At 62.6% G+C, this 25,577-nt stretch carries 22 protein-coding genes and 2 tRNA genes; 10 read left to right on the top strand and 14 right to left on the bottom strand.

Translation table 11 applies throughout. The features are described 5' to 3' along the window. Nucleotides 1-24: 24 nt before the first annotated feature. The 5 genes from CUJ90_RS08110 (at nucleotide 25) to CUJ90_RS08090 (ending at nucleotide 5,024) form a co-directional block, all read left to right on the top strand. The gene (locus CUJ90_RS08110) at nucleotides 25-426 is read left to right on the top strand and encodes a SirB2 family protein (RefSeq protein ID WP_114162374.1); all 402 of its coding nucleotides are present in this window, start codon (nucleotides 25-27) and stop codon (nucleotides 424-426) included. Nucleotides 427-645: 219 nt separating this feature from the next. Further along, nucleotides 646-2,532, top strand: coding sequence for a type IV pili methyl-accepting chemotaxis transducer N-terminal domain-containing protein (locus CUJ90_RS08105; protein ID WP_114162373.1), 1,887 nt, complete (start codon nucleotides 646-648; stop codon nucleotides 2,530-2,532). After that, a complete protein-coding gene (locus CUJ90_RS08100; protein WP_114162372.1) occupies nucleotides 2,529-3,200 on the top strand; it encodes a response regulator in 672 nt (223 codons plus the stop codon). Before CUJ90_RS08105 ends, CUJ90_RS08100 begins: the two co-directional genes overlap by 4 nt. Nucleotides 3,201-3,416: 216 nt before the next feature. After that, on the top strand, nucleotides 3,417-4,616 hold the full coding sequence (locus CUJ90_RS08095; protein WP_114162371.1) for an NnrS family protein: 1,200 nt from the start codon (nucleotides 3,417-3,419) through the stop codon (nucleotides 4,614-4,616). A 204-nt stretch (nucleotides 4,617-4,820) separates the two neighbouring features. Then, nucleotides 4,821-5,024, top strand: a complete 204-nt coding sequence (locus tag CUJ90_RS08090; protein WP_114162370.1) for a hypothetical protein — start codon at nucleotides 4,821-4,823, stop codon at nucleotides 5,022-5,024. Between the two features lie 60 nt (nucleotides 5,025-5,084). Here the strand turns inward: CUJ90_RS08090 and hemN are convergent, their stop codons facing one another. The 9 genes from hemN to tig all read right to left on the bottom strand — a co-directional run bounded on the left by hemN (nucleotide 5,085) and on the right by tig (nucleotide 15,219). Next, the gene (gene hemN, locus CUJ90_RS08085; protein WP_244219991.1) at nucleotides 5,085-6,494 is read right to left on the bottom strand and encodes an oxygen-independent coproporphyrinogen III oxidase; all 1,410 of its coding nucleotides are present in this window, start codon (nucleotides 6,492-6,494) and stop codon (nucleotides 5,085-5,087) included. A 275-nt stretch (nucleotides 6,495-6,769) separates the two neighbouring features. Beyond that, nucleotides 6,770-7,165, bottom strand: coding sequence for a DUF488 domain-containing protein (locus tag CUJ90_RS08080; RefSeq protein WP_114162368.1), 396 nt, complete (start codon nucleotides 7,163-7,165; stop codon nucleotides 6,770-6,772). Nucleotides 7,166-7,219: 54 nt separating this feature from the next. Next, nucleotides 7,220-7,819, bottom strand: coding sequence for a uracil-DNA glycosylase family protein (locus CUJ90_RS08075; RefSeq protein ID WP_114162367.1), 600 nt, complete (start codon nucleotides 7,817-7,819; stop codon nucleotides 7,220-7,222). 363 nt (nucleotides 7,820-8,182) lie between these two features. Beyond that, nucleotides 8,183-8,258: transfer RNA gene (locus CUJ90_RS08070), tRNA-Val, on the bottom strand. 62 nt (nucleotides 8,259-8,320) lie between these two features. After that, the gene (locus CUJ90_RS08065) at nucleotides 8,321-8,593 is read right to left on the bottom strand and encodes an HU family DNA-binding protein (protein ID WP_027796408.1); all 273 of its coding nucleotides are present in this window, start codon (nucleotides 8,591-8,593) and stop codon (nucleotides 8,321-8,323) included. A gap of 346 nt (nucleotides 8,594-8,939) precedes the next feature. Further along, entirely contained in the window at nucleotides 8,940-11,363 is a 2,424-nt protein-coding gene (lon, locus tag CUJ90_RS08060) for an endopeptidase La (RefSeq protein WP_073426734.1), read from the bottom strand. Between the two features lie 198 nt (nucleotides 11,364-11,561). Next, nucleotides 11,562-12,833 (bottom strand): ATP-dependent Clp protease ATP-binding subunit ClpX, encoded by a 1,272-nt coding sequence (gene clpX, locus CUJ90_RS08055; RefSeq protein WP_020065906.1) that lies wholly within the window; start codon nucleotides 12,831-12,833, stop codon nucleotides 11,562-11,564. A 183-nt stretch (nucleotides 12,834-13,016) separates the two neighbouring features. Next, nucleotides 13,017-13,670, bottom strand: a complete 654-nt coding sequence (clpP, locus tag CUJ90_RS08050) for an ATP-dependent Clp endopeptidase proteolytic subunit ClpP (RefSeq protein ID WP_007182010.1) — start codon at nucleotides 13,668-13,670, stop codon at nucleotides 13,017-13,019. 202 nt (nucleotides 13,671-13,872) lie between these two features. Then, entirely contained in the window at nucleotides 13,873-15,219 is a 1,347-nt protein-coding gene (gene tig / locus CUJ90_RS08045) for a trigger factor (RefSeq protein WP_083083639.1), read from the bottom strand. A 454-nt stretch (nucleotides 15,220-15,673) separates the two neighbouring features. On the opposite strand from tig, the gene CUJ90_RS08040 reads away from it, so the two are divergent. Next, complete coding sequence (locus CUJ90_RS08040; protein WP_114162366.1) at nucleotides 15,674-16,819, top strand: glycerate kinase; 1,146 nt, start codon at nucleotides 15,674-15,676, stop codon at nucleotides 16,817-16,819. Between the two features lie 107 nt (nucleotides 16,820-16,926). Next, nucleotides 16,927-17,379 (top strand): MarR family winged helix-turn-helix transcriptional regulator, encoded by a 453-nt coding sequence (locus tag CUJ90_RS08035; RefSeq protein ID WP_083083637.1) that lies wholly within the window; start codon nucleotides 16,927-16,929, stop codon nucleotides 17,377-17,379. A gap of 238 nt (nucleotides 17,380-17,617) precedes the next feature. Here the strand turns inward: CUJ90_RS08035 and CUJ90_RS08030 are convergent, their stop codons facing one another. Next, on the bottom strand, nucleotides 17,618-19,093 hold the full coding sequence (locus tag CUJ90_RS08030; RefSeq protein WP_114162365.1) for a DUF3999 domain-containing protein: 1,476 nt from the start codon (nucleotides 19,091-19,093) through the stop codon (nucleotides 17,618-17,620). A 450-nt stretch (nucleotides 19,094-19,543) separates the two neighbouring features. Between CUJ90_RS08030 and CUJ90_RS08025 the strand changes: the two genes are divergently transcribed. After that, complete coding sequence (locus tag CUJ90_RS08025) at nucleotides 19,544-19,825, top strand: hypothetical protein (protein ID WP_083083635.1); 282 nt, start codon at nucleotides 19,544-19,546, stop codon at nucleotides 19,823-19,825. A gap of 86 nt (nucleotides 19,826-19,911) precedes the next feature. Here the strand turns inward: CUJ90_RS08025 and CUJ90_RS08020 are convergent. Then, a tRNA-Leu gene (locus CUJ90_RS08020) sits at nucleotides 19,912-19,998 on the bottom strand. A 229-nt stretch (nucleotides 19,999-20,227) separates the two neighbouring features. On the opposite strand from CUJ90_RS08020, the gene CUJ90_RS08015 reads away from it, so the two are divergent. Further along, a complete protein-coding gene (locus CUJ90_RS08015; RefSeq protein WP_114162364.1) occupies nucleotides 20,228-21,052 on the top strand; it encodes a squalene/phytoene synthase family protein in 825 nt (274 codons plus the stop codon). A 54-nt stretch (nucleotides 21,053-21,106) separates the two neighbouring features. Here CUJ90_RS08015 and CUJ90_RS08010 read toward each other — a convergent pair whose 3' ends face one another. The 3 genes from CUJ90_RS08010 to CUJ90_RS33185 form a co-directional block, all read right to left on the bottom strand. Beyond that, nucleotides 21,107-22,351: a DUF1501 domain-containing protein gene (locus CUJ90_RS08010; RefSeq protein ID WP_114162363.1), complete on the bottom strand. Its 1,245-nt coding sequence runs from the start codon at nucleotides 22,349-22,351 to the stop codon at nucleotides 21,107-21,109. 71 nt (nucleotides 22,352-22,422) lie between these two features. Continuing rightward, nucleotides 22,423-24,063 carry a DUF1800 domain-containing protein gene (locus tag CUJ90_RS08005; protein WP_114162362.1) on the bottom strand — a complete coding sequence of 547 codons (1,641 nt, stop codon included), beginning with the start codon at nucleotides 24,061-24,063 and terminating at the stop codon, nucleotides 22,423-22,425. A 198-nt stretch (nucleotides 24,064-24,261) separates the two neighbouring features. Then, nucleotides 24,262-24,591, bottom strand: coding sequence for a hypothetical protein (locus tag CUJ90_RS33185; RefSeq protein ID WP_073426742.1), 330 nt, complete (start codon nucleotides 24,589-24,591; stop codon nucleotides 24,262-24,264). 226 nt (nucleotides 24,592-24,817) lie between these two features. Between CUJ90_RS33185 and ompR the strand changes: the two genes are divergently transcribed. Continuing rightward, complete coding sequence (gene ompR / locus CUJ90_RS07995; RefSeq protein ID WP_006048917.1) at nucleotides 24,818-25,552, top strand: osmolarity response regulator transcription factor OmpR; 735 nt, start codon at nucleotides 24,818-24,820, stop codon at nucleotides 25,550-25,552. Nucleotides 25,553-25,577: the final 25 nt, after the last annotated feature.

The following is a 25,577-nucleotide window of genomic DNA, read 5'->3' as shown; positions in this document are numbered from 1 at the left end:
TCTGCATTTCGCCGGAGGAGCGGCATGCCGTTGATCGACTTCTATCCGCTGCTTAAATTCAGCCATGTCTCGCTGGTGGGTTGCAGCGGCGCGTTTTTCGCGGTGCGCGGCGCGGCCGTGCTGACGGGCCGGGGCTGGCCGATGCGCAGTCACTGGCGAATCCTCAGCTATGTCATCGACTCGCTGTTGCTGGCCGCCGGCGTCACGCTGTGGCTCATGCTGCGCCTGAACCCCGCGCGCGACGTGTGGCTCGGCGCGAAGCTTCTGCTGCTCCTGCTATACATCGTGGCCGGTTCGCTCGCCGTCAAGCGCGGACACACGATGGTCGTGCGCGGCGCCTTCTACGGAGGCGCGATCAGCCTGTACCTGCTGATCGCGTCGATTGCGCTCACGCACGATCCGCTCGGTTTGCTGGGGCGCTGGTAGTCGTGATTTCCTTTCCGGTTCTCCGCGCATCGCCCGGCGCGGGGTTTCGCAAAAGCATCGACGAAGGCGGCGCGACGTCTCGCCATGCCGGAACCGTGGAACACGCTTCGAATTGATCTGGATCAGTTCTTTCAGGTGCACCGCCGGTGACTATATCGCCTAAGCTTTCGGGCGCTGGGCGAGCCCGTTTCAACCGTCTGGAGCGATCCAGGAACCCACATGAGCAGATTCCGGACACTCGCCGCCAAGCTCGGCATCATCGGCGGCACGCTGCTGCTGGTGGCGTTCGCTTCCATCGGCTACACGCTCTGGGCAAGCTGGCAACTGGAGGGCGGCGCGGCCGCCGTCAACGAAGCGGGACGCATGCGCATGCAAACGTGGCGGCTCGCGCAGACGCTTGCGCGTGGCGACACGCTGTTGGCGAAGACGCAGGTCGACCAGTTCGAGCAAAGCGTCGCCCTGTTGCGCGACGGCGATCCATCGCGGCCCTTGCTCGTGCCGCGCGATGCGGGCTCGACGGCCGCCTTCGCCGACGTGCAGCGCACCTGGCAAATAGTACGGGCGGCATGGACCGCCTCGCCCGCGCCGGACCCGAGCGAGGCCGCGAAGCAGGCCGCGAAGCAGGCCGAGGCCTTTGTCGGACACATCGACGTGCTCGTCTCCGCGATCGAAGTGCGCCTCGCCTATCTGACCACCATCCTGAACCTGCTGCAGGTTCTCATGGTCGGCCTGACCATCGCCAGTGCGGTAACGCTGCTCTACTCGGCGTATCTGTTCGTCTTCAATCCGCTTGAGCGGCTCAGATCCGGCCTCACGCGCGTGCGCGAAGGCGATCTGTCGGCGCGGATCGCGGTGGAGTCGAGCGACGAGTTCGGCGCCGTCTCGGAAGGCTTCAACCAGATGACGGAAACCTTGCAGGAGCTCTACCAGAATCTCGAAGTCAAGGTCGAAGAGAAGACGGTGCGGCTCGCCGCACAGCATGCGCGATTGACCGCGCTGTACGAAGCGAGCGCGTTCGCGGCGCACGCTTCGACGCTCGATGAACTGGCCGATGGTTTCGCGAGGCAGGTGAGACACGCCGCGAAGGCGGATGCATCGGCGATTCGCTGGTCCGACGAAGCGAACCTGCGCTATCTGCTGGTGGCGTCGGACGGCCTGCCCCGTCACGTGATCGACCGCGAACACTGTATTCCGACGGGCGATTGCCATTGCGGCCAGGCCGTGGCCCACGCGGACACGCGCGTGATCCCGATCCGGCTGGACGGTGCGGGACTGCTGCGCGACTGCGGACAAGCGGGCTTCACGACCGTCATCAGCGTTCCCGTGCAACTGCAGGACCGCATGATCGGCGAGATGGATCTGTTCTACCGCGCCCCCACCGCGCTCAGTGGCGAAGACCGCACGTTGCTGGAGACGATGGCGAGCCATCTCGCTGTCGCGATCGAAGGGCTCAGGGCCGGCGCGCTCGAACGTGAAGCCGCCGTCGCCGCGGAGCGAAGCCTGCTCGCGCGGGAAATGCACGACTCCATCGCGCAAAGCCTCGCCTTCATGAAAATCCAGACCGCCCTGCTGCGCGGCGCGCTCAAGGACGCCGACGCATCGCGCACGGAACGCACGATCGGTGAGCTCGAGGCCGGCATTCACGAAAGCCTCTCCGACGTGCGGGAATTGCTGATGCACTTCCGTACCCGCACCAACGCCGAGGACATCGTTCCCGCGCTGCAAACCACCCTGAAAAAGTTCGAGCACCAGACGGGGCTGATCACGCATCTGTCAATCGAAGGTACGGGTGTTCCGTTGCCCGCCGACGTGCAAGTGCAGGTGTTGCATGTCGTGCAGGAAGCGCTGTCCAACGTGCGCAAGCATGCGCACGCGCGCGAGGTATGGCTGGACGTCCAGCAGACGCCGCAGTGGCGGGTGGAAGTCCGGGACGACGGCTGCGGCTTCGCGACGGAGGCCACCGCCCAGGACGAAACACATGTGGGCTTGCGCATCATGCATGAACGGGCCGAGCGCATCGGCGCCGACGTCGACATTGCGTCGGTGCCGGGCTCGGGCACCTGCATCGTGCTGACGCTACCCGAACGCAGGAGACTGGCAGCATGACCGAACATAAACAGATTCGCGTTCTCGTGGTCGACGACCACTCGCTTTTCCGGCGTGGCGTGATTGCGCTGCTGACGATCGATTCGCGATTCGTCGTGGTGGCCCAGGCCGGCGATGCCGGTGAAGCCTATCGACGCGCCGCCGAGACGCAACCGGATGTCATTCTTCTCGACAATCATCTGCCGGGCGTGAATGGCGTGGACGCAATCGCGGGATTGAGGGAAGCGGCGCCGCGGGCTCAGGTGCTGATGCTGACTGTCAGCGAGGACGAACGCGATCTGGCTGCCGCGCTGCGCGGCGGCGCGCGCGGCTATCTGCTCAAGACGGTGGACAGCGACGGCATGGCCGCCGCGATCGTCAGAACGATGGCGGGCGGATCGGCGATCAGCCCCGAGATGACCGGCAAGCTGGTGACCGCGTTTCAGTCGCTGCAAAGCGCAGCAAAGGTGGATGAAGCATCGGCCGAGCAGGATCCGATTCATAGCCTGTCCGCGCGCGAGGACGAAATTCTTGGCTATATCACGCGGGGCAAGACCAATAAGGAAATCGCGCGAGCGCTGAACATTGCCGAAGCGACGGTGAAGATCCATGTGCAGCACATCCTGCGAAAGTTAAAGCTCAGTTCGCGCGTGCAAGCGGCAGCCTATGCGGTCGCCCGGGCAGCCTGATCGCGGCGCGTGTGGGACATGCAGACACGCGCGCGTTCCTCGGGAATTCGCGGCGATCTCATCACTTCCTGACGGCCTCCGGGCCATGCGGAAATCAGCGTCTACGACGCTTCGACGTGTCCACCTGAGTCATGTCAACAATCTCAGCGTGGGAACACGAAATCCGAACGGAACGCGCTTTAAGATGTGCGCAAGGTCTATCTTTGGAGAAGCATGATGAAGATCGGTGAACCCGCTTCATTGAATGCGTCGCGCGATGCCGACGTTCTGCCGGTTCTGCGGCTCGGCTTTCGGCCGTTCTATCTGGGCGGCGCCGGCTTTGGCGTCATCGCCGTCGTGCTGTGGCTGCTCGCGCTGCACGGCTATCCCGTCGCGGGCCGCTCGACCGTGATGAACGGGATGATGTGGCATGTCCACGAAATGATCTTCGGCTTCGTCGCCGCGATCGTCGTCGGCTTTCTGCTCACGGCGGTACGCGCGTGGACCTCGCTCGATACGCTGCGGGGGCCGTCGCTCGGATGGCTTTGGCTGCTGTGGGCCGGCGGCCGCGTGCTGATGTGGTTCGGCCCGCAGCCGCTCGCCGCGCTAATCGACACCGCTTTCTTGCCTGTTACCGCCGTCGTGCTGCTGCGCGTGCTGCTCGTCGCCCGCAATCGCCGCAATCTGTTTCTGCCCGTGGCGCTGGCCGCGCTCGGCTTGCTGAATGGACTTTTCCACTGGTGGCTGGGGCACGGCCGCGCGGACCTCGCGTTGCGCGCCGCGTATGCGGCAACCGGACTCGCGATCATGTTCGTGACGGTCATCGCCGGACGCGTGATTCCGATGTTCACGATGAACGCGATGCCTGGATTCTCGGCGAAACGCTGGAAGTTCGTTGAAATGCTCGCCACGCCCACCGTCATCGTGGCGTTGCTCGCGGATGCCCTCGCCGCGCCCTCCGCGTTGATTGTCGCCAGCGCCGGAATCGCAGCCGCGGTCCACGCGGCGAGAATCGCGGGCTGGCATTCGTGGCGGGTCCTTTCACGGCCGATTCTCTGGATTCTTCACGCAGCCTATGCATGGATTCCCGTCGGCCTCGTGATGCTCGCCCTGGCGGCAATGGGCATCGTGCCGCACTCTCTTGCGACTCATGCGCTAACGGTCGGGGCCATGGGATGCGCGATCATCGCGATGATCACGCGCACGGCGCTCGGTCATACAGGGCGCATGCTCGTCGCGGGCCGCGCGGAGATCGCGAGCTACTGGCTGATGATCGCGGCCGCCCTTCTGCGTGTCTTTGGGCCGTGGTTAGCCAATAGTGCAACCGCCGCGTGGGTCGACGCAGCAGGCGTGTGCTGGGCCGCGGCGCTGGTCGTTTACCTGCTCAAATACGTGCCTTATCTGACTTCACCACGTGTGGATGGAAAGCCCGGTTGACATGCGTCCTCCGGCCATTGGCATGCGACAAAATGCACGTCGATCATCGGATCGAAACAACTACTATGAATATACGTTTATTGAAGCCGATGATTCCGGTTTCGGCCGGGTTCCAGTGGCGCTCGTCGACGGCGTGCCGATGCGCGCGGTCGAACACTGCCACGTTCGGCTTCAATGAGATTCCTTGTCTTCGAGGAGAAGCCCATGCTCAGTCCGCATGAAGTTGCCGCGCTCATTCTGGTCGGGAGCGCAACCGATCACCATGACCTGAGTCACGCCGACCTCGAAGTACTACTCGAACGCCGGCTCGCCACGTTCGAACAGATCGCGCCGAACACGCGGCGCGTTCACTTGACCGAACATGGGCAAGCGATCCTGCAAGCGGTGGCGCGGTATGGACTCCATTGATCTTGATGGTTTGGCTCCCTACGGAGATCGATCCTGACAATGTCGCTCGATGCTGGTTCTCTAGATCAGCTTCGAATAGGATGACGCGGTCGGCTGGCCGAGATACCGGTCAAACACCATTCCAATGGCGCGCACGAACAGACGTCCTTTTGCCGTAACCGAGATTCCATGCGCATCCGTTTTCAACAGTCCGGCTTCCTCGTAGGGTTGCAGCCTCGCCAGTTCATGCGAAAAATACTGGGCAAAATCGATTCCGTGAACCCGATTGATCCGGTCGAAGTCTAGCGGCATGCTGCACATCAGCGTCATGATGACTTCCCGGCGCAGAAGATCGTCGGCGCTCAGCGCTCGTCCTTTTTCAACGGGCAATCGCCCTTCTTCCAGATGCTGATAGTACGTTTGCAGGGAGCGCGTCGACTGGCTGTAGGAACTGCCGACCTTCCCGATAGCGGATACGCCAAAACCAATCAGATCGCATTCCGCCCTGGTGGTATAGCCCTGGAAATTGCGATGCAAGCTTTTGTTTTGTAGCGCGCGACTCAGTTCGTCTTCCGGCTTTGCAAAATGATCGAGGCCGATGTAAACATATCCGGCCTCGAGGAGCCGTCGCGTGGACAGGGCGAATATGCCCAAACGCTCTTCCGCCGAGGGCAACTCGCTATCGACTATCAGCCGTTGCGCCTTGAACCGTTGTGGCAGGTGCGCATAGTTGTACAGCGCGATACGGTCCGGCGACAAACGAATGATGTGGTCGAGCGTGCTATTGAAACTCGCAAGCGACTGTCGCGGCAGGCCATAGATGAGATCGACATTCACCGACTGGAAGCCCGCATCGCGGCTTGCGGCCAGCGCCTTCTCCACCATGCCGAGCGGCTGGATGCGATTCACCGCCTGCTGGACCGCAGGATCGAAATCCTGCACGCCGAAGCTCGTGCGGTTGAATCCCAGAGCGGCCAATGCGGACAGCGTGGCGCCATCCACGGTGCGGGGGTCGATTTCCACACCGAGTTCGGCCTCCGGTGCGAAATCGAAATGGCCTCGCAGCATATCCATTAGCTGCGCGAGTTCCGCGAGACTGAAAAACGTCGGTGTACCTCCACCTAGATGCAATTGCTGCGTGCGGCGGTCGCGGCCCAGATGCGGCACGACCAGATCCATCTCCCGGCCGAGATAGCGCAGATATTCCGCCGCCCTGCCGTGGTCGCGGGTGATGATCTTGTTGCAGGCGCAGAAGTAACACAGCGACTCGCAAAACGGCAGGTGCACGTAGATCGACAGCGGCGGATTGCTGGCGGCCTCGGCTCGTTCGCCCAGGTACGTTCGGTAGGACCGTTCGTCGAAATCGCTCGTGAACCGGTCAGCCGTCGGGTAGGACGTGTAACGCGGACCCAGATTGTCAAACCGGCGAATCAGCGTTTCGGAGATCTCGATGTCGAGGGCGGAGCCGGCATGGGGCAGCGGCGCGTTCACGGGAGCATTCCCCTCTCTGGAGGTTGTGGCATATCGATTCCTGTTGACGGGAACATATCCGCACATACGGCATGTGCGGCAATCGTTGCCTGATTGTCCGGTCTGGAATCTGGACAGCCTTGATTTATGTCAGCGAAGGGCGGTTCCGGCAACGCTGCTGCTCTACTCGTCGTCGCCGCTGTCGTGTGGAAGCGCGAGGCGGACGAAGATATAGAATTTTTCTACAGCTTGCGTGCAAGCGTGCCGCCCGCGCGTACGTGGTGGATCCGAAAGGTTTAGCGGTTTGATTCCGCCGCGAAATGCGCGAGGACGTCTCGCAGCACGATGGCCTGGTTATGCTCCTCGTCCTTCGCGCCGTACACGAGCGTAATGGGTTGTCCCTTCGCATCAGCCAGGAGCGACCGCATGCGTTCTCGAAGTTCTTCAGCATCGAGTTCGTGCCGATAGCGTTGCTGGAAGACTTCCCATCGCTCCGGCTTGTGTCCGAACCATTCGCACAAGGCGGCGCTTGGCGCGATGTCGCGCGCCCATTGGTCGAGCGCCAATCTCTCCTTGCTGCGGCCGCGAGGCCAGAGCCGATCCACGAGGACGCGATAGCCATCATCCTGCGTCGCCTCCTCATACGCCCTCTTGATGAAAATCCTCAACCCTTCGCGGTTCGAATGCGGCATTCCTTGCTCCGTTCGAATAGGTGTGTCCATACAGATTACCCGGCTCGTCTCAGATCATGTTCGTATGAGTTGCGCGATCCTCTCGTGCAACATCGGAAGCACTTCGCTTTCGAACCACGCATGCCGTTGAAACCACGGCTGGTTGCGTGGCGACGGGTGCGGTAGCGGAACGAAGGCCGGCGCGTATTCGCGCCATGCCCTGACCGTTTCAGTCAGCGAAGCCTTGCGGCGGGCGCCGAGAAAATGCCGTTGCGCATACTGGCCGATGAGCAAGGTCAATTGAATGTCCGGCAGTTTTCCCAGCAGACTGTCCAGCCAGAGTTGCGCACACTCGCGACGCGGCGGCTTGTCACCGCCGTTGCCCCGTCCCGGATAACAGAATCCCATCGGAATGATCGCGAAGCGCGACTCGTCGTGAAATGTGGCGGCGTCGATTCCGAGCCAGTTTCGAAGGCGGTCGCCGCTCGCGTCATCCCACGGAATGCCCGATGCGTGCACGCGCGCGCCCGGCGCCTGTCCGACGATCAGAATGCGCGCGTCGGCCCCGGCTCGCACGATCGGGCGAGGACCGAGCGGCAGGTGCGGCGCACATGCCCGGCAGGCACGCACGTCAGCCAGAAGCGAATCGAGCGAGGAACACGAGTCTTTGTTCATTGTGCGGCCACGTCATTTCCAGATTGGCGTGATGCATGGCGTTTGCCACGCGTATTGCAGTAGCATACGTCGCGCGATGCTGCGGACTGGAGACGCCCGGTCACACCCGCTGATGCCGGATCTGATCGCATATCGTCGAGCCCGCGGCCGTAAGTATTCGATATGGTCGATGCAACGATCATCATCGGGATCATTCATCGTGACGGGAATCGACTCCGCTATCGGCGTGGTCCGCGCCGGCATTCAACGGACCATCGCGAGATCCAGCGACGACAAAAAACCCGCGGAGCCAATAGCCACGCGGGTTTTAGAGTACTGCAGCGGATAGATCGCGACTTGGTCGGCGCGAATCGCGAAACGGTATGGTGGGTGCTGAGAGGCTCGAACTCCCGACCTACGCCTTGTAAGGGCGCCGCTCTACCAACTGAGCTAAGCACCCGCTTCGCTATTCATTACTTCCGTAGGCTGCCTGATTTTACAAAACCTCAAGCAGCGAGCCCGCTAGTTTAGCGCATCCTTCAGGGCTTTGCCAGGCCTAAATTTGGGAACCTTGGCTGCCTTTATCTTGATGGCGTCACCGGTGCGCGGATTGCGCCCTGTGCGCGCCGTACGCTTACCGACCGCGAAGGTGCCGAAACCGACCAACGTCACTGAACCGCCCTTCTTCAACGTACCTTTGACCCCACCGATCACCGCATCGAGCGCACGGCCTGCCGCAGCCTTCGAAATATCGGCCTGCTGTGCAATGTGATCGATCAATTCCGTTTTATTCATTCCAACCCCCGAGAATGTTCATGGCAATCGTGACGGCGCTCTACAGCGCCTGACATCACGCGGGCCGGCGGGCAACGCCGGGCGGACTCATTAGAATTGGCCGAAAGCCTTGTGTCAAGCGGGGTTGAGCCTGATCCGGGCGGTTCTCGAAGCTCACCGAATAAGCGGATTTTGCGTTCGACCGATGCATACGCAACCGTCGGCAGGCGCAACATATCGTTTGCCCAAAAGATGGGAAAGCGTGCGTTCATGAGCCGAGCCGCAGCCTGTTTGGGCAATAAAAAACCCGCGGACAAGTCCGCGGGTTTCTGCTCCACCAACCAGCCTTTCGCTGCTGGCTTTTGCCTTAGTGCTTCACGACTTCCGTCGCGCCGGCGTCTTTGCCGGGCTCCGCCGCAACCGGCGTAGCGGGCTTCGCCTCTTCTTCCGGCAATGCCTCCGGCACACGTTCGAGCGCCAACTCGAGCACCTTGTCGATCCAGCGGACCGGCACGATCTCGATCGCGTTCTTCACGTTGTCCGGAATCTCAGTCAAGTCCTTGACGTTTTCTTCCGGAATCAGCACCAGCTTGATGCCGCCGCGATGCGCCGCCAGCAGTTTTTCCTTCAAGCCGCCGATTGGCAGGACTTCGCCGCGCAACGTGATTTCGCCCGTCATCGCGACGTTGGCGCGCACCGGAATACCGGTCAACACCGACACCAGCGCGGTTGTCATCGCGATACCGGCGGACGGACCGTCCTTCGGCGTCGCGCCTTCCGGCACGTGGATGTGAATGTCCCGCTTCTCGAACGCCTCGTCCTTGACACCCAGACGACGCGAGCGCGAGCGCACCACCGAGCGCGCGGCTTCGACGGATTCCTTCATCACGTCGCCGAGCGAACCCGTGCGGATCACATTGCCCTTGCCCGGCATCACCGCGGCTTCGATGGTCAGCAGATCGCCGCCCACTTCCGTCCACGCGAGACCCGTGACTTGGCCAACCTGGTTTTCCTTGGCGGCCAGACCGAAGTCGTACTTGCGCACGCCGAGGAAAGTGTCGAGGTTGCTGCCGTCGACCTTCACCGCGCCTTCCGCCTTCTTCAGCAGAAGCATCTTCACGACCTTGCGGCAGATCTTCGAAATTTCACGCTCGAGCGAACGCACGCCCGCTTCACGCGTGTAGTAACGAATGATGTCGCGGATCGCGGTTTCCGTTACATCGACCTCGCCTTCCTTGAGGCCGTTGTTCTTCTTCTGCTTGGGCAAAAGATAACGTTGCGCGATGCTGACCTTCTCGTCTTCCGTGTAACCCGACAGACGGATCACTTCCATCCGGTCAAGCAACGGCGGCGGAATGTTCAGCGAGTTCGATGTCGCCACGAACATCACGTCCGACAGATCGAAGTCGACTTCGACGTAGTGATCGGCGAACGTGTGGTTCTGTTCCGGATCGAGCACTTCCAGCAAGGCCGACGACGGATCGCCGCGGAAATCCTGGCCCATCTTGTCGACTTCGTCGAGCAGGAAGAGCGGATTGCGCACGCCGACCTTGGTCAGGCTTTGCAAAATCTTGCCGGGCATCGAACCGATGTACGTGCGACGGTGACCGCGAATCTCGGCTTCGTCGCGCACGCCGCCGAGCGCCATACGCACGAACTTGCGATTCGTGGCGCGAGCGATCGACTGACCCAGCGACGTCTTACCGACACCCGGAGGCCCAACGAGGCACAGGATCGGCGCTTTCACCTTGTCGACACGTTGCTGGACCGCGAGATACTCGAGAATGCGTTCCTTCACTTTCTCGAGACCGAAGTGGTCTTCGTCGAGCACGCGCTCCGCATTCGAGAGGTCATTGTTGACCTTGCTCTTCTTGCGCCACGGCAAGCCGATCAGCGTATCGATGTAGTTGCGCACGACGGTCGCCTCAGCCGACATCGGCGACATCAGCTTGAGCTTCTTCAGTTCGGCGTCGGCCTTCTTCTTGGCTTCCTTCGGCATGCGAGCAGCCGTGATGCGCTTCTCGAGTTCCTCGAGATCCGCACCTTCCTCGCCTTCGCCGAGTTCCTTCTGGATCGCCTTGACCTGTTCATTCAGGTAGTACTCGCGCTGGCTTTTTTCCATCTGGCGCTTCACACGCCCACGGATGCGCTTTTCCACCTGCAGGATGTCGATCTCGGCTTCGAGTTGCGCGAGCAGATGCTCGAGGCGCTCGATCACCGGGAACATTTCGAGGATGTGCTGCTTCTGGTCGAGCTTGAGCGGCAAATGCGCCGCGATGGTGTCGGCCAGACGCCCCGCCTCGTCGATACCCGACAGCGACGTCAGGATCTCGGGCGGGATTTTCTTGTTCAGCTTCACATACTGGTCGAACTGCGACACGATCGCGCGGCGCAGCGCTTCGGTTTCAGCGCTGTCGGCGTGGTCGGGTTCGAGCGGCATGACTTCGCACGAAAACTGCGTTTCCTGTTCTTCGATGGAAAGCGTCTTCGCGCGCTGCAAGCCCTCGACCAGCACCTTGACGGTGCCGTCGGGCAGCTTGAGCATTTGGAGGATGTTGGCAACACACCCTACTTCGTACATGTCCTTTTCGGTCGGCTCATCTTTCGCAGCCGTTTTTTGGGCGACGAGCATGATGTGCTTGCCGCCTTCCATCGCTGCTTCGAGAGCCTTGATCGACTTCGGGCGGCCTACGAAGAGCGGAATCACCATGTGCGGGAAGACGACTACGTCACGCAGCGGGAGCAGCGGGAGCGTAATGCGTTCCGGCGGAAGGAGTTGGGTTCCTGACATTTCATTTCCCCATGAGTGGAATCAGTTCGTTCGATAGGTGAGGCCGGCAGAAAATATTGCAAGCCTCCGCGTGTGGGAAAAGTTCAGTGACTCCGAAGGTTCAGTGACTCCATAGTGAAAACTAGCATCCTGACCACACGATAAACGAAAAAGCCGTTCACGTCGCCATGAACGGCTTTTTGCAGAACCCGAAGCCGATCAGTTCGAACCCGCCACTTTTGGCGCGTCTTCGTAGATCAGCAGCGGTTTGCCGTCACCGTCAATAACATTGTCGTCGATGATAACCTTGCTAACACCTTTCATCTGCGGTAGATCGTACATGACGTCAAGCAACGCCTGTTCCAGGATGGAGCGAAGACCCCGCGCGCCCGTTTTGCGACGGATCGCTTTGCGCGCGACAGCCTGCAACGCGGCCGGACGAATTTCCAGCTCGACGCGCTCCATATTGAACAGCTTGTGATACTGCTTCACCAGTGCGTTCTTGGGTTCGACCAGAATTTTCATCAGCGCCGTTTCATCGAGCTTGCCGAGCGTGGCGACCACCGGCAGGCGGCCAATCAGCTCCGGAATCAGACCGAACTTGATCAGATCTTCCGGCTCCACTTCGCGCAGCACTTCGCCCGCGTCACGGTCCTGCTTGCTCTTCACGCTTGCGCCGAAGCCGATGCCGGTCTTCTCGGTACGATCGACGATGACCTTCTCGAGTCCGTCAAATGCGCCACCGCAAATAAACAGAATGTTGGTGGTGTCGACCTGGATGAAGTCCTGATTCGGATGCTTACGTCCGCCCTGCGGCGGCACCGACGCCATCGTGCCCTCGACCAGTTTGAGCAAAGCCTGCTGCACGCCTTCGCCCGAAACGTCGCGGGTGATGGACGGGTTGTCCGACTTGCGGCTGATCTTGTCGATTTCGTCGATGTAGACAATGCCACGCTGAGCCTTGTCCACTTCGTAATTGCAGTTTTGCAGCAGCTTCTGGATGATGTTCTCGACGTCTTCGCCGACGTAGCCGGCTTCCGTCAGCGTCGTGGCATCGGCAATGACGAACGGGACATTCAGAAGGCGCGCGAGCGTCTGCGCGAGCAGGGTCTTGCCGGAACCGGTCGGGCCGATCAGCAGGATGTTGCTCTTGGACAGCTCGATCTCATCCTTCTTGTCGAGATGCTTGAGGCGCTTGTAGTGGTTGTACACCGCCACCGCGAGGATCTTCTTCGCGCGCTCCTGACCGATCACGTACTGATCGAGGATTTCACGGATTTCCTGCGGACTCGGCAGATCGGACTTGGACAAGCCCGCTTCGATGCCGGCGCCTGCAGCTTCATCGCGGATGATTTCGTTGCACAGGTCGATACATTCATCGCAGATGAACACCGACGGGCCTGCAATCAGTTTTTTGACTTCATGCTGGCTCTTGCCGCAGAACGAGCAATACAACAGCTTCTCGCTGTTAGAACCTTTCTTGTCCGCCATAGATGTGTGAGCCTCCGGACACTCGATTACATGATACGCCGTTTGCCCCCGCCTCGCAGTTGGGCGCGGCAGGGCTAATGAGCCAGATGACGGCGTTTGCCGCAGGCGCTCGGACGAGTCTTGATTATTTCACAACCGGTCCGATGACGATTTTGCCCCATTTCGGAGCAAAATCGCACCGGTTCAAGGACGCTTATGCGCCACCTGATCGACCAGACCGTAAGCTTGCGCGTCATCGCCGGACATGAAATTGTCACGGTCGGTGTCGCGCGCGATACGCTCGACCGGCTGGCCGGTGTGGTGCGCGAGCAGATGATTCAGCCGCTCCTTCAAATACAGAATTTCGCGCGCCTGGATTTCGATGTCCGACGCCTGACCACGCGCGCCGCCCAGCGGCTGGTGAATCATCACCCGCGAATTCGGCAGCGCGAAGCGCTTGCCCTTCGCACCCGCCGCCAGCAGGAACGCGCCCATGCTAGCCGCGAGTCCCATGCACAACGTAGACACGTCCGGCTTGATGAACTGCATCGTATCGTAAATCGCCATGCCGGCCGAAACCGAGCCGCCCGGACTGTTGATGTAGAAGCTGATGTCCTTGTCCGGATTCTCGCTTTCGAGAAACAGCATTTGGGCAACCACAAGGTTCGCCGTCTGGTCGTTCACTTCACCGACCAGAAACACGATGCGTTCCTTGAGCAGACGCGAATAGATGTCATACGAGCGCTCGCCCCGGCCGCTCGTTTCCACCACGATCGGCACCAGTCCGAGCGCCTGCGCTTCGAGATCCCGGGACGACTGGGAGGTCAACGTGTCCAGCATTTGGGCGCGAAAGGTCATGCAATGGATCCTTGTCTGGAAATATTCTAACTATGGATGCTAGGCAGGTTGTGGTGAGTCAGCCCGTATTCAAGCATGCGGTCAGTGCAAGGCGAAGCGCACGCCAGTACAGACATCATGCAGGACGCAACGCACGTTCACAGCACGAAAAAACGGCGTGCGGGCCGTCGCTCCGACAGCCGGCACGCCGTTGCAGCGACGCTTACGCTTGCGCCGTTGCGCTTGCCAGTTCTTCGAAGCTCACTTCCTTGTCCGTCACCTTGGCCTTGCTGAGAACGAAATCGACGACGTTGGCTTCAACGACGTACGCTTCCATTTCGGCAAGACGTTGCTGGTTGGAATAATACCAGCGGACGACTTCCTTCGGGTCTTCATAGCTTTTCGCGAACTCGTCCACTTCGGCACGAATCTGCTCCGGCTTGGCTTGCAGATCGTTGGCCTTGACCAGTTCGGCCAGCACGAGGCCCAGCTTGACGCGGCGCTCCGCCTGCTCCTTGAACATGGCAGCCGGGATCGGCGCATCTTTGGCGTTCGGCACGCCGCGTTGCTCCAGATCCTGACGCGCCATCGCGACGAGGCGTTCCTGATCCTGTTCGATCAGCGCGTTCGGCACCTCGAGTTCCGAAATCTTCAGCAGCGCGTCCATCACCTGGTTCTTGACGATCGCTTGCATGCGGCGCTTGGCTTCACGCTCCAGATTGTCCTTGATCTCCGCGCGCATCTTGGTCAGATCGCCGTCTTCAATACCGAGCGACTTCGCGAAGTCCGCGTCGATTTCCGGCAGATGCGGCCATTCGATCTTCTTCATCGTGATCGTGAATTGCGCCGTTTTGCCCGCCACTTCCTTGCCGTGGTAGTCGTCTGGGAACTTCAGGTCGAATTCGTTCGATGCGCCGACGGTCAAGCCCAGCGCCGCCTTTTCGAATTCCGGCAGCATGCGGCCCTCGCCCAGCACGAACGCGAAGTCTTCCGCGCTGCCGCCCTGGAACACTTCACCGTCGATCTTGCCGACGAAGTCGACCGTCACGCGATCGCCTTCCTTGGCCGCCGTATCCGCGCCGCCGTCGCCATGCTCGCCGGCTTCGCCGCGAGCGTGGAAATGCACGCGCTGCTTGCGCAGGATTTCCAGCGTGCGGTCGATTTCCGCTTCGCTGATGGTGGTGGTGGTGCGCTCGATTTCAGCCGTGGCGACGTCGCCCAGCTTCACTTCCGGGTACACCTCGAAGGTCGCGTCGAACGCGTAGTCGCCTTCGGCGACGTCGGACTTCGGCGCAAAGCTCGGCTGGCCGGCCACACGCAGGTTCTCGGCGCGGCTGATGTCGAAGAATTCCTTGCCGACCTTGTCGCTCAGCACTTCGGCTTCCACCTGGCCCGAGTACTGTTGCGTCACCATCTTGAGCGGCACCTTGCCCGGGCGAAAACCCGGCATGCGCACGTTCTTCGCGAGTTGACGGATACGCGAGTCCACTTCCTTCTGCACGGCATCCTTCGGCAGGGAAATCGTTACGCGGCGTTCGAGCTTGCCGAGGTTTTCAACAACGTTAGCCATGGCTTCAATCGTCCTAAAATTATTCGAGCGAATCAGTTATCTTCTCCGTGCCGCTTTTCGACGTCGCTTCGCGTCGATTGCGCGCCTGCGCCGCGGGCTTGCAGGCCGCCGGCAGCACGGTTGGGTCCAAAGAGCCGAATATTTTAGCAAACTATTTGTGCGATCAACCGGGATTCGATGATTGCGCGCCCTTTTCTCGGTGTTCGGGCCGCTTTCCACGCTGTTTCGAGCCAGTTTTTATTTCGGCTCCAACTTGCCGCCGGCACCACGCGGCCATGCGAAAACAAGCCCGACAGACGCCATGACAACCGCTTGCCGCGGCGATTCCGCCTATGCCTTTCGACATATTCAGTCGGCGCGCCCATGCTGATAAGCTTACGGACGCACTCGGGGTTCACCTCCGGTTTCCGCCTGTTCCCCGCCTTCGCAACGATTCCAACCATTCAGAGACACCATGCCGAATTCGCCGTCCTCGCCTGTCGTCGTCATCGCTCCCGATTCCTTCAAAGGCTCGCTTGGCGCGGAGCAGGTCGCGCAAGCGATCGCGTCAGGCATCCTGCGCGCGCGTCTCGACGCCGACGTGCGCATCTGTCCGATGGCCGATGGCGGCGAAGGCACGCTCGACGCCATGCTCACGAGCGGCGGCGAACGCCGCAAGCTGAGCGTGCGTGGCGCGGCCGGTCCGGTGCGCGAAGCGCTTGTCGGCCTGCTGACTGACGGCAGCGCGATCGTCGAAACGGCCGAGGTCGTCGGCATTACCGATCCCGTGGGCATGGGCGTGCCGGTCGAGGCGCGCAGCACGCGCGGCATGGGCGAAGCGATTCGCACGCTGCTGGACGCGGGCGTGCGGCGCTTTTTCGTCGCGCTCGGCGGCAGCAGCACGAACGACGGCGGCGCGGGCTTGCTAGCCGGCCTCGGCCTGAAACTGTTCGACGCCCAGGACAAGGAACTCGACGCCTCACCCGAACAGTTGGCGCGCGTCGCGCGCCTGGATGTCTCGCAACTGGACGCACGACTCGCGGACACCGAGTTCGTGGCCATGTCGGACGTGGACAATCCGCTGACCGGTGCGCACGGCGCGACGGCTGTGTTCGGTCCGCAAAAGGGCGTGAAGCCGGAGCAGATTGCGCCGATCGACGCCGCCCTCGCCCATTTTGCCGATCTGCTGGAAGGGGCGCTCGGGCGATCGGCGCGCGATCAGCCAGGCGCGGGCGCGGCCGGCGGCCTCGGCTTCGCGCTGCATATGCTCGGCGCGCGGTTCGAGCCCGGCGCGGAAACCGTCGCGCGGCAAATCGGCCTGGACGCAGCGCTTGAAGGCGCGAACTGGCTGATCACCGGCGAGGGCCGCTCCGACGTCCAGACGCTGCACGGCAAGGCGCCCTTCATCGCCTGCCGTCATGCAAGGGCGGCGGGCGTGCCGGCCACGCTGCTCTCCGGCGCGGTCGACTCGGCGGCACTGCCCCGGCTTGCCGAGTACTTCAGCGGCTGCTTCTCGCCGGCGCCCGGCCCCATCACGCTCGAGGCCGCGATCAACGACGCGGCGCGTTTGCTCGCCGACGAAGCCGAACAGTTGACGCGCCTGAAGTACGGCGCGCGCTGAGTACGGTCCGCAGTGGCCGTCGGGCACGGTCGCCGCAACGATCAAGGCACTCTGATCGAACGACTCTCGTCAGCCGAAGCACTCGCGCCACACATTACGGGAAGACCATGAAGGACACCGCCAAAGCCGGGCTCGAACAGTTCCTCACGTACCGTCTGCATGTGCTGAACAAGCTCGCCGAGCGCGGCATCAGCGAGCGCTACCAGCAGAAGCTCGGCGTGACTTTGCCGGAAGCGCGCGTGATTGCGTCGGTGGGCTCGTTTGGACCGTTTTCGATCATGGAACTGGCGCGGCACGCCAATCTCGACAAAAGTCAGGCGAGCCGCGCAGCCGAGGCGCTGATCAGGCAGGGGCTCGTGAAGCGCGAGCCGAGCGCGGACGACGGCCGCGTCGTGCTGGTGTCGTTGACCGCGGAGGGGCGTGCGCTGTATCGGAAGGTGATGCCGATCGCGCGTAAATGGAACGACGACCTGTTCGACTGTCTCGACGAGCAGGAAAAGATCGCATTCGGTTACGCGCTGGATAAGGTCATCCATACGATGACGGCGAACGACGGGTGAGCGCGCGGTGCCGGTCGCACGCACTGATTCCTGGTAGCGCAATGCTGTAATGGTTATGCGCTATCCGTACTGTGCGATCCATTTGCTGTGCGAGGCGCTCATCTTCCGTTGCGCACACCGCGCCTCTAGGTGTGGCGCGGTGTGCACAACGCCGCGCGTACCGCCTGGCACTGCGCGCGCCGAAGTCGGGCGACTTCGCGGTCCGCGCGACTCTTCGTCCTGATTCGTGGGCGTGCGCTCATGCCTTGCCGTCAAGGTGACCGGTGGCGTCGCTCGCGCTCGGCTCGCCAGGCGCAACGCTCGCCGCGCCGGACCCGCCGGGCGCCGCTTCACTGCCCCTACCGGCTGCCGCGCCCACCTGAGCCTGAGCCCGCGCTCCGCGCGCAAGCCGCCATGCAATCGCACCGAGCGACCCGACAGCCAGCAACAACGCCGCCCACAACAAATAGCGGCGCGACGCTTCTGGATGCCTGCCCGCGGATTGCGCATCGCGTTGCTCAGCGGACAACGCGCTGCCCACCCGCGCTGTCGCGGTAACCGAGGAGGCGCCCATTCCCAGCGCTTCCGTGCTCACCGCCGACGACACCTCCGCCGCGCTGCCCACCGCCAGCGTGTACGGCGCGCCCCCGCGCGCGGCGAAGGTCAGCGTCGCGGGACGCCAGCCCGCGGCGACCGTCAACGCGCCGCTACCCAAGCCGCCGCCGCGCGTATCGACCACCACGCGCCATTGACGATCCGTGTCGGACGCCAGCTCCAACGGCGGATTGCTTTGCTCGACCGCCTCGTTATGCAGGCGATACAGCGTCGCGCTGGAAACCTGGCGCCAGGCCGACCCCAAACCCGCGCGCGAATAGACGACGACCGGCGCCACCGTATTAGGCTGCGGCAGATTCAGGCGCAAACGGTCGATGGGATAAGGGCCGCCCGTGTCGAAGAAATACTCGCCGGCTTTCGGGCCCGCGTGGGCGACGATGCCTTCGCGCCACATGCGCTGCGCGTCCGCGCGCCGCGCCTCGGCGGCGCCGGCCGCCTGCACTTCGATGTCGATCGATTCGACGTAAGGCGAGCCGTCGAGCCAGTGCAAACGCAGATAGCGCGCATGCTCGCCGTCCAGTTCGATACGGTCCTGGCTCAGCGTGCCGCCGTTGTAGCTGACCTTGAGAAGTTGCGCATCGCCGGCCGGTTGCCAGTTGCGCAAGTCCTCGCTCGATTCGACGGTGACGCGCCCCTGGTAATTGTCGTCCCGCACACGCACGACCAACGCGTCGACCCGCCCTGTGCGAGGCGCGTGTCCGGCATCGATCAGGTCCGTGTCGTGTTGCGCGCGGCCGGGCGGCGCCGCGGTCGCGCGCAGTGAGCCGTCGGACGCGATCGTGACGCCGAGCGGCGCGCCGGTGCTGCCTCGAGCGGCTGTCCGCAACGGAAACCAGCGCGCCGGACGCAACGCGGGCGGTTTGCGGGCAGGCTCGCGCGGCGCGTCGAGCGCATACGGCACGGATTCGCCCGCTCCGTCGAGCACGCGCAGGTCGCCGAGATCATTGCGCTGGCTGGCCGCGTAGACGGCGGCCGGCAGGGTCACGCTGTAATACGCGGCGCCCTCTTCGAGATCGAGCGCGAAATGCCGCGCAAAATGCTCGGCCGCGTTCGCTTGCGCGGGCGCGTACACGCACGCGATCGCAAGACACCAGCCCGTCAGGATCAAAACACGCTTCATTGCTCGGTTTCCAGAACCACGGCATTGGGCGGCATCGGCGAGAGACAGCCGATCGGCAGCCACGTCAGGCCAATGCCGATAAACGATACGATCCGCTCGACTCCCCGCCAGAGGCGACAATTCGAACAGAAACAGTTTGACGGCGACCGCCGTAAGCAGCGCGTCGCCCGGATCATTATGCCGGGTGCGCAGGCTGTTGACAGTATCGATACCGAAGCTTGCGTGAGCGTCGCGTTCGACATGACATCGGATCGGTACGGCAGCTGCGCTTACTTGATAGCCAGCCATCTATCGCTCGCCGGATCGAGCAGCCGGAAAACCCTCGCCACCATCTCGAACGCCGCAAGCACGGGAACCTGCCACGTTCGCGGCAACCGGCCAGGCATGTCAAAATTCCGGAACCGGCCCCCGAGCCCTTCAATCTCCCATCTTCATCCAAGGAAGTTTTCAGTGGACATCAACAAACAGGTCGCCGCCCTCACCGCTTCGGAACTCCAGACCGCGGGCGCGAGCCAGGCCACGGCGATTGCCGTGAGCGTGCTGCTGCGTCATTTGCGCTCGCCCGAACTGGCGAAACTACTGTCGTCGGCGTTCGAAAACCATCAGGCGGTCATGCTGCAAACGCCGTGGCCGGAGCCGATGCTGCAGGCGTTCGAATCGACGCGCCGTTTTCTCGAAGGCGCGGCGCAGGCTGAGTTGCCGGGCACGCAAGCACAGCCGCCGGGCGTCTGAGCGTCGCGCAAAGCGCACATAAAAACAAAAAACCCCGCCGGTCCAAAGACTCGACGGGGTTCTCCGCTACATCCGCTTCACATACCTGGTGCGAGGGAGGGGACTCGAACCCCTACACCCTTGCGGGCGTCAGGACCTAAACCTGGTGCGTCTACCAATTTCGCCACCCTCGCAGCCGGACAAGCCGCTGTGCGCCCTGCCCGATGTCCTGCATGCTCTGTGCGCATAAAAACACGCGCCCAAAAGCGTAAGCGCGAGATTCTAACCGATTGATTCGCGCTTGTCTGCATCTGGCCGGCCGTCCGCATGAAGGGCGCCGATGCTACAATTTTTGGCTTGGCGCGCGCACGCCGTGCTCCAGTCGCCTCCCCCTTCGCCCGCTCTTCCCCACATTCCAATCCAGTGAATTTCGACGAATATTGCCAGCAAAAAGCGGCACCGCCCGGATCGAGCACTTACTATGCGCTTCGGCAGGGGCCCGCCACAAGCCAGCCGCTTTTGACCGCGCTGTTCGCGCTGCGCCGCGAGTTCGAGGAAACGGTGAAAGAGGTAAGCGATCCCGCCATCGGCCGCACCAAGCTCGCATGGTGGCAAAACGAAATCGCCGCGCTGGCTTCGGGCGCGCCGTCGCATCCGGTGTCCAAGGCGCTCGCGGCCTATCTGCCGGACGTGGAGAACGAGTCCCGCGCGTTGCAGGCGCTGCTTGCCGGTTTCGAAATGGACCTCGACCAGGCGCGCTACCTCGACTACCCGAACCTGCGACGCTATGTACAAGGCGTCGGCGGCACCTTCGCGTCGCTGGTGGCGCGGGCCACGGCGAAAGACGCCGCGCATGCGTCGACGTGGTCGGCTCCGCTCGGCGAGGCGCTACTGCTCGCGCAGTTGGTGGTCGAAACGGGCAATGACGCACGCCACGGCCGCATCTACATTCCGATCGACGAAATGCAGCGCTTTAACGTCACCGCCGCCGATCTGATCAACCGAAAGTATTCCGACGCGTTCACCGGGTTGATGCGCTTCCAGACGAAGCGCGCCGGCGATGCGTTGCATGCCGCACTCGCCGCGGTGCCCACCGGCGAGCGCCGCTCGCAGCGCACGCTGCTCGCGCAAGCGGCGCTCGCGTTGGCGCTGCTGGATGAAATCGAACGCGACGGCTATCACGTGCTGCATCAACGTATCGCGCTGACGCCGATTCGCAAGCTATGGATCGCGTGGCGCGCCAGATAGCTTGAACCTTGCAACGGCCGCGGGTTGAATCCGATGAAGCGCGGCCCGTCATCGTCAGACGCGCAGCAAGGGCAGCGGCTCGAAACGCTGCTGCAGAATCGCCGACGCGTCGAGCCCCCACCACGACCCGAGCACGGTCGCGTAAAGCTGTCGAAAATCGACGCCGACCGGCAAATTGCCATTGCCGTCGAGCCGCCCGAGTTCCGGCGGTACACCGTATAGACCGCCCCGCACTCGTCCGCCCGTGACGAAATGCGGCGCCACGGTGCCGTGGTCCGTGCCGTTGCTGTGGTTCTCGCGCGGACGGCGGCCGAACTCGGCATAGGTCATCACCAGCGTATCGTCCCAACGGCCGAGTTCGACGAGCGCCGACTTCATCGAAGCGAATCCCTCCGCGAGTTGTTTGAGCAGCGCCGCCTGTTGAGCCGGCTGGTTCTGATGCGTATCGAAACCGTTGAGCGTCAGGCGGATCACCGCGACGCCCTGCCCGTTGCCGGGCTGTCCTTGCTGCGTGCGGCCAAAGGCGGCTTCCTTCGGGGCGCCCGCGGCGGCGAGCACCTGCATCGCCGCTTTGATCGAACTGCCGAACGCGCCGCCTGGGAACGCGGTCTTCATGGACGCCAGGCCTTGAGTGGGACGCAGGCGGTCGGCGGCTTTCACGATGTCGTTCTCGACCTCGAGAATGTGCGCCAGTTCGGGATTGCGCTCATGCAGCGATACCGGCGTGGCGAGGCGCGAGGCCTTCACGAACTGCGCCGGATTGACGAGCGCGATGGCGCGCGCGCCATTCGCGAGCGGCCCCATTTCGGCGCTGCCGATGACCACGCCGTCGGCGGCAAAACCCGCGGGCACCGGCGTCCGCGCGAATGCACGCGTGAGCCAGCCCTCGCGCAGATATTGGTCGGAACGCGACGCGGTGTCCCAGATCTCGATCGAGCGGAAATGCGAGAGATTCGGCTGCGCATAGCTGACGCCTTGCACGATCGCCAGTTGCCGGCTCTGCCAAAGCGGCATCAGCGGTTGCAACGACGGGTGCAGCGCGGTGCGCTCGTCGAGTTGAATCGCCTGCTCGCGTTTGATGCCGATGTTCTTGCGCAGCTGATAGTAAGTGGAATCGGCGAACGGAATCACGGTGTTCAAACCATCGTTGCCGCCCTTCAGCTCGACAAGAATCAACAGGTTGCCGTAGCCGCGATAGGGCGACGCGTCCGGCGCGGCCATTTGCGCGCCGAATGCGCTCGGCAGCCAGAGCGACGCGCCGGCGGTTGCGGCCATCGAGAGAAAGCTGCGTCGTTTCATACTGCACCTCGTTCGATTGTCACGGCGCGTCACACTCTCGCCGCCGGACCGTTCATTTCAGCGGTTCGCGCTCACTTGAGCTGATACGTCGGATCCATCAGCAGCGCTTCCAGATAAGCGCTCGCGGTGGAATCGGTGTCGATCGCGTTCACCGGCGCAAGCGGCAAGACCGCGTGCTGAAGTTGTAGCTCGGCCGATAGCCCCGGTTTCGCCGTCGGCGCGGTGTTGTACTGTGCGAGCCACCTATCGATGTCGAAGCGCACGCCGCCCCTGGCATCCCGAGCGCCTCGCGCCGTCGCGCGCTGCATCGGCGGATTCGTCCGCATGTCGCGCGGCGCGGCGCTGCCGCTCGCCTCGCCGTTTGCGTTCATCGAATCGCTCATGCGCCGCGGACCGGCGGTTTCAGTGGCGCGAAACAGTTGCTCGACGAATTGCTTGCGCGCGAGCAGCGTCGAACTGTTGATCCATGTCGTACCGCCGGGCCATCCCTTGACGTTCGGCGGGTATAACAGGTTTTCGCCGAGCGTGCGGATCTGGGCGGCGAACGGCGCGGTGTTGTCGTAACCGATGTCGAACGCGCGCAGCGTGCCGACCACGAATTCCGCCGGCGACTTCACGAGCACGCCGCGATCGCCCTCGTCCCAGAAAGCGTCGCTCATGAAGAGACCGCGCAACGCCACCTTAACCTCGTAATGATTCGCGCGGAACTGCGCCGCGATCGGCGCAATAAGCGCCGGATCCGGCGTATCGGAGACGAATTCACGCCACAGCCCGGTCGTGACGAACGTGGCGGTTTCCGGCCGTGCGAGCAGAATGTCGAGCACCTGATCGCCGTCGAAAGAACCGGTTTGGCCGAGCACGGTCTTCTCGCCGTCGTCGTGCTGGCTGGCGCGCCACAGATACGCCTGCGTGTCGGGATCGAGGCTCCATCCCGTGTAGGCGCGCGCCGCTTCCGAAACGTCGCGCTGCGTGTAATGCCCTTCGCCGAGCGTGAATAGCTCCATCACTTCGCGGGCGAAATTTTCGTTGGGCTTGCCCTTGCGATTGCTGGCGCCGTCCAGATACTGCAGCATCGCCGGGTCTTTCGCGACCTCGTGCAGCAGCGTGCCGAAGTTGCCGAGCGCCTCCCGGCGCAGCAGCAGGTTCTGCCGCGCCATCAGTTGTGGAAACTGAACCTTGTCCTGGCCCGACGTGAAATGGTTGTGCCAGAAGAGCGTCATGCGTTCGGTCAGCGGCGACGGCGTGACCAGCATCTCGCGCACCCACCATGCCCGCAATGTTTCGTAACGCTGCCGACGCAAGCGCTGCTCGTCGCGACGCTGCTCGGCGGTCCACGCCTTGCGCGCTTCACGTGTCGGGACCGGTTCGAAGACCCACTCAGGCAACGGCGTGACAGCTTCGGTTCGTGCTGTTGCGAGCACCTTGTCGACGGCCTGGGCCCGCGTGAGTCCGACGTATTGCGCGAGCTCGGCGCTGTCCGGCGCAAAGCCGACGCGCGTCAGGAAGAAGCGCGCGTCGTCCACAGCAAGGATGTTTTGTTCAATGCCGGACGCAGCGGAGGCCTGGGCCGGCGTGCGATGTTTGACGTGCGAGACACGAGGCGGGCTCTGCTGCGCGACGGCCACCGTCTGCAAACCGTACGTCGCCGCCAACGTGATGACGGCGATGGCAAACCATCCGCGGCGATTTCCACCTGTGAGAAATTGGGTCATCGGTCATCCGGGTTGGCGGAATGTCAAGTAACAGCAATCGCGCAGGCGATCAGGTGCCGCGTCCTCGCCACTCAACGGTAGAACGGATGGCAAAGTTGACGAGAGAAGTGCAACGAAATTTTTCGCGCGGGCCAAGGGCTGGAGAACCCTGACGTGAAAGCCGCGCGGCAGCCAGGCGGCGACCGTCACATAAACTGACTAACGCTTATACAGTTCGCGCACGGCGTCTTCGATATGCTGCCGTAGGAGGCGCCGCTCGTCGGGCGTCATATGGCCGTCGCGGCGATGTTGATCGAGATCGGAAGGAATCGCGGTGCGCAACATCGCGTCTGAGGCGGGGCGTTCGGCGTTACTCGCGTTGCGGCGGTTTGCCCGCGGATTGGCGGGTCTGGACGCGTGCTCACTCGCAGCTCTGTCGGCGGAAGGCTGGGCATGGGCGAGCGTTGGTGCCAGTGAGCCTGCAATCGTACCGGCTACCGCCAGTGCAATCACCCGTAGACGCACATTCGGCCAAACCCCTCCCTTCATGTTGTTCCCTTCGTGGCGCGGCAACCGGCTACCTCAATGCGTATACAACCCGGTAACGAGCCGGGCGCGTGAGTTTTAGTCGAGTGAAGTATCCACCGAACAGCCGCATTCAGTAAAGGAGTCTAACTGTCGATGCTTTACGTCGTGCCACATGGCGGGTAAATTTTGTAACTGACTGTAACCCGATAAATGATGCAACCGCGCACCACTTTCTAATCGCGCTAAGATGCCGACCATGGAAACCAAAAACCCTTCGAAAATCCTCGTCGTCGACGACGATCCACGCCTGCGCGATCTGCTGCGCCGTTACCTCGGTGAACAGGGCTTCAACGTCTATGTTGCCGAGAACGCGCCATCCATGAACAAGCTGTGGGTGCGTGAGCGCTTCGATCTGCTGGTGCTGGATCTGATGCTGCCCGGCGAGGACGGCCTGTCGATCTGCCGCCGCCTGCGCGGCAGCAACGACCGCACGCCGATCATCATGCTGACGGCCAAGGGTGAAGACGTCGATCGTATCGTCGGTCTCGAGATGGGCGCCGACGACTATCTCCCCAAGCCCTTCAATCCGCGCGAACTGGTCGCACGGATTCATGCGGTGCTGCGCCGCCAGTCGCCGTCGGAGTTGCCGGGCGCGCCGTCCGAAACCACCGAAGTGTTCGAATTCGGCGAGTTCGCGCTGAATCTCGCCACCCGTACGCTCACCAAGGCCGGCCAAGAAATTCCGCTTACCACCGGCGAGTTCTCCGTGCTGAAAGTGTTTGCGCGCCACCCGCGTCAGCCGCTGTCGCGTGAGAAGTTGATGGAACTCGCGCGCGGCCGCGAATATGAAGTGTTCGACCGCAGCCTCGACGTGCAGATTTCGCGTCTGCGCAAGCTGATCGAACCCGATCCGGGGAGCCCGCGTTTCATCCAGACCGTCTGGGGTCTCGGCTACGTGTTCATTCCCGACGGTGCAGCCTGAGTTTGTTCTCGCCTCCCGTGTCGAC

Source organism: Paraburkholderia terricola, assembly GCF_003330825.1.
Classification (GTDB): Bacteria; Pseudomonadota; Gammaproteobacteria; order Burkholderiales; family Burkholderiaceae; genus Paraburkholderia; species Paraburkholderia terricola.
The sequence above is the reverse complement of the archived record's forward strand: the minus strand, read 5'-3'. Positions and strand labels throughout refer to the sequence as shown.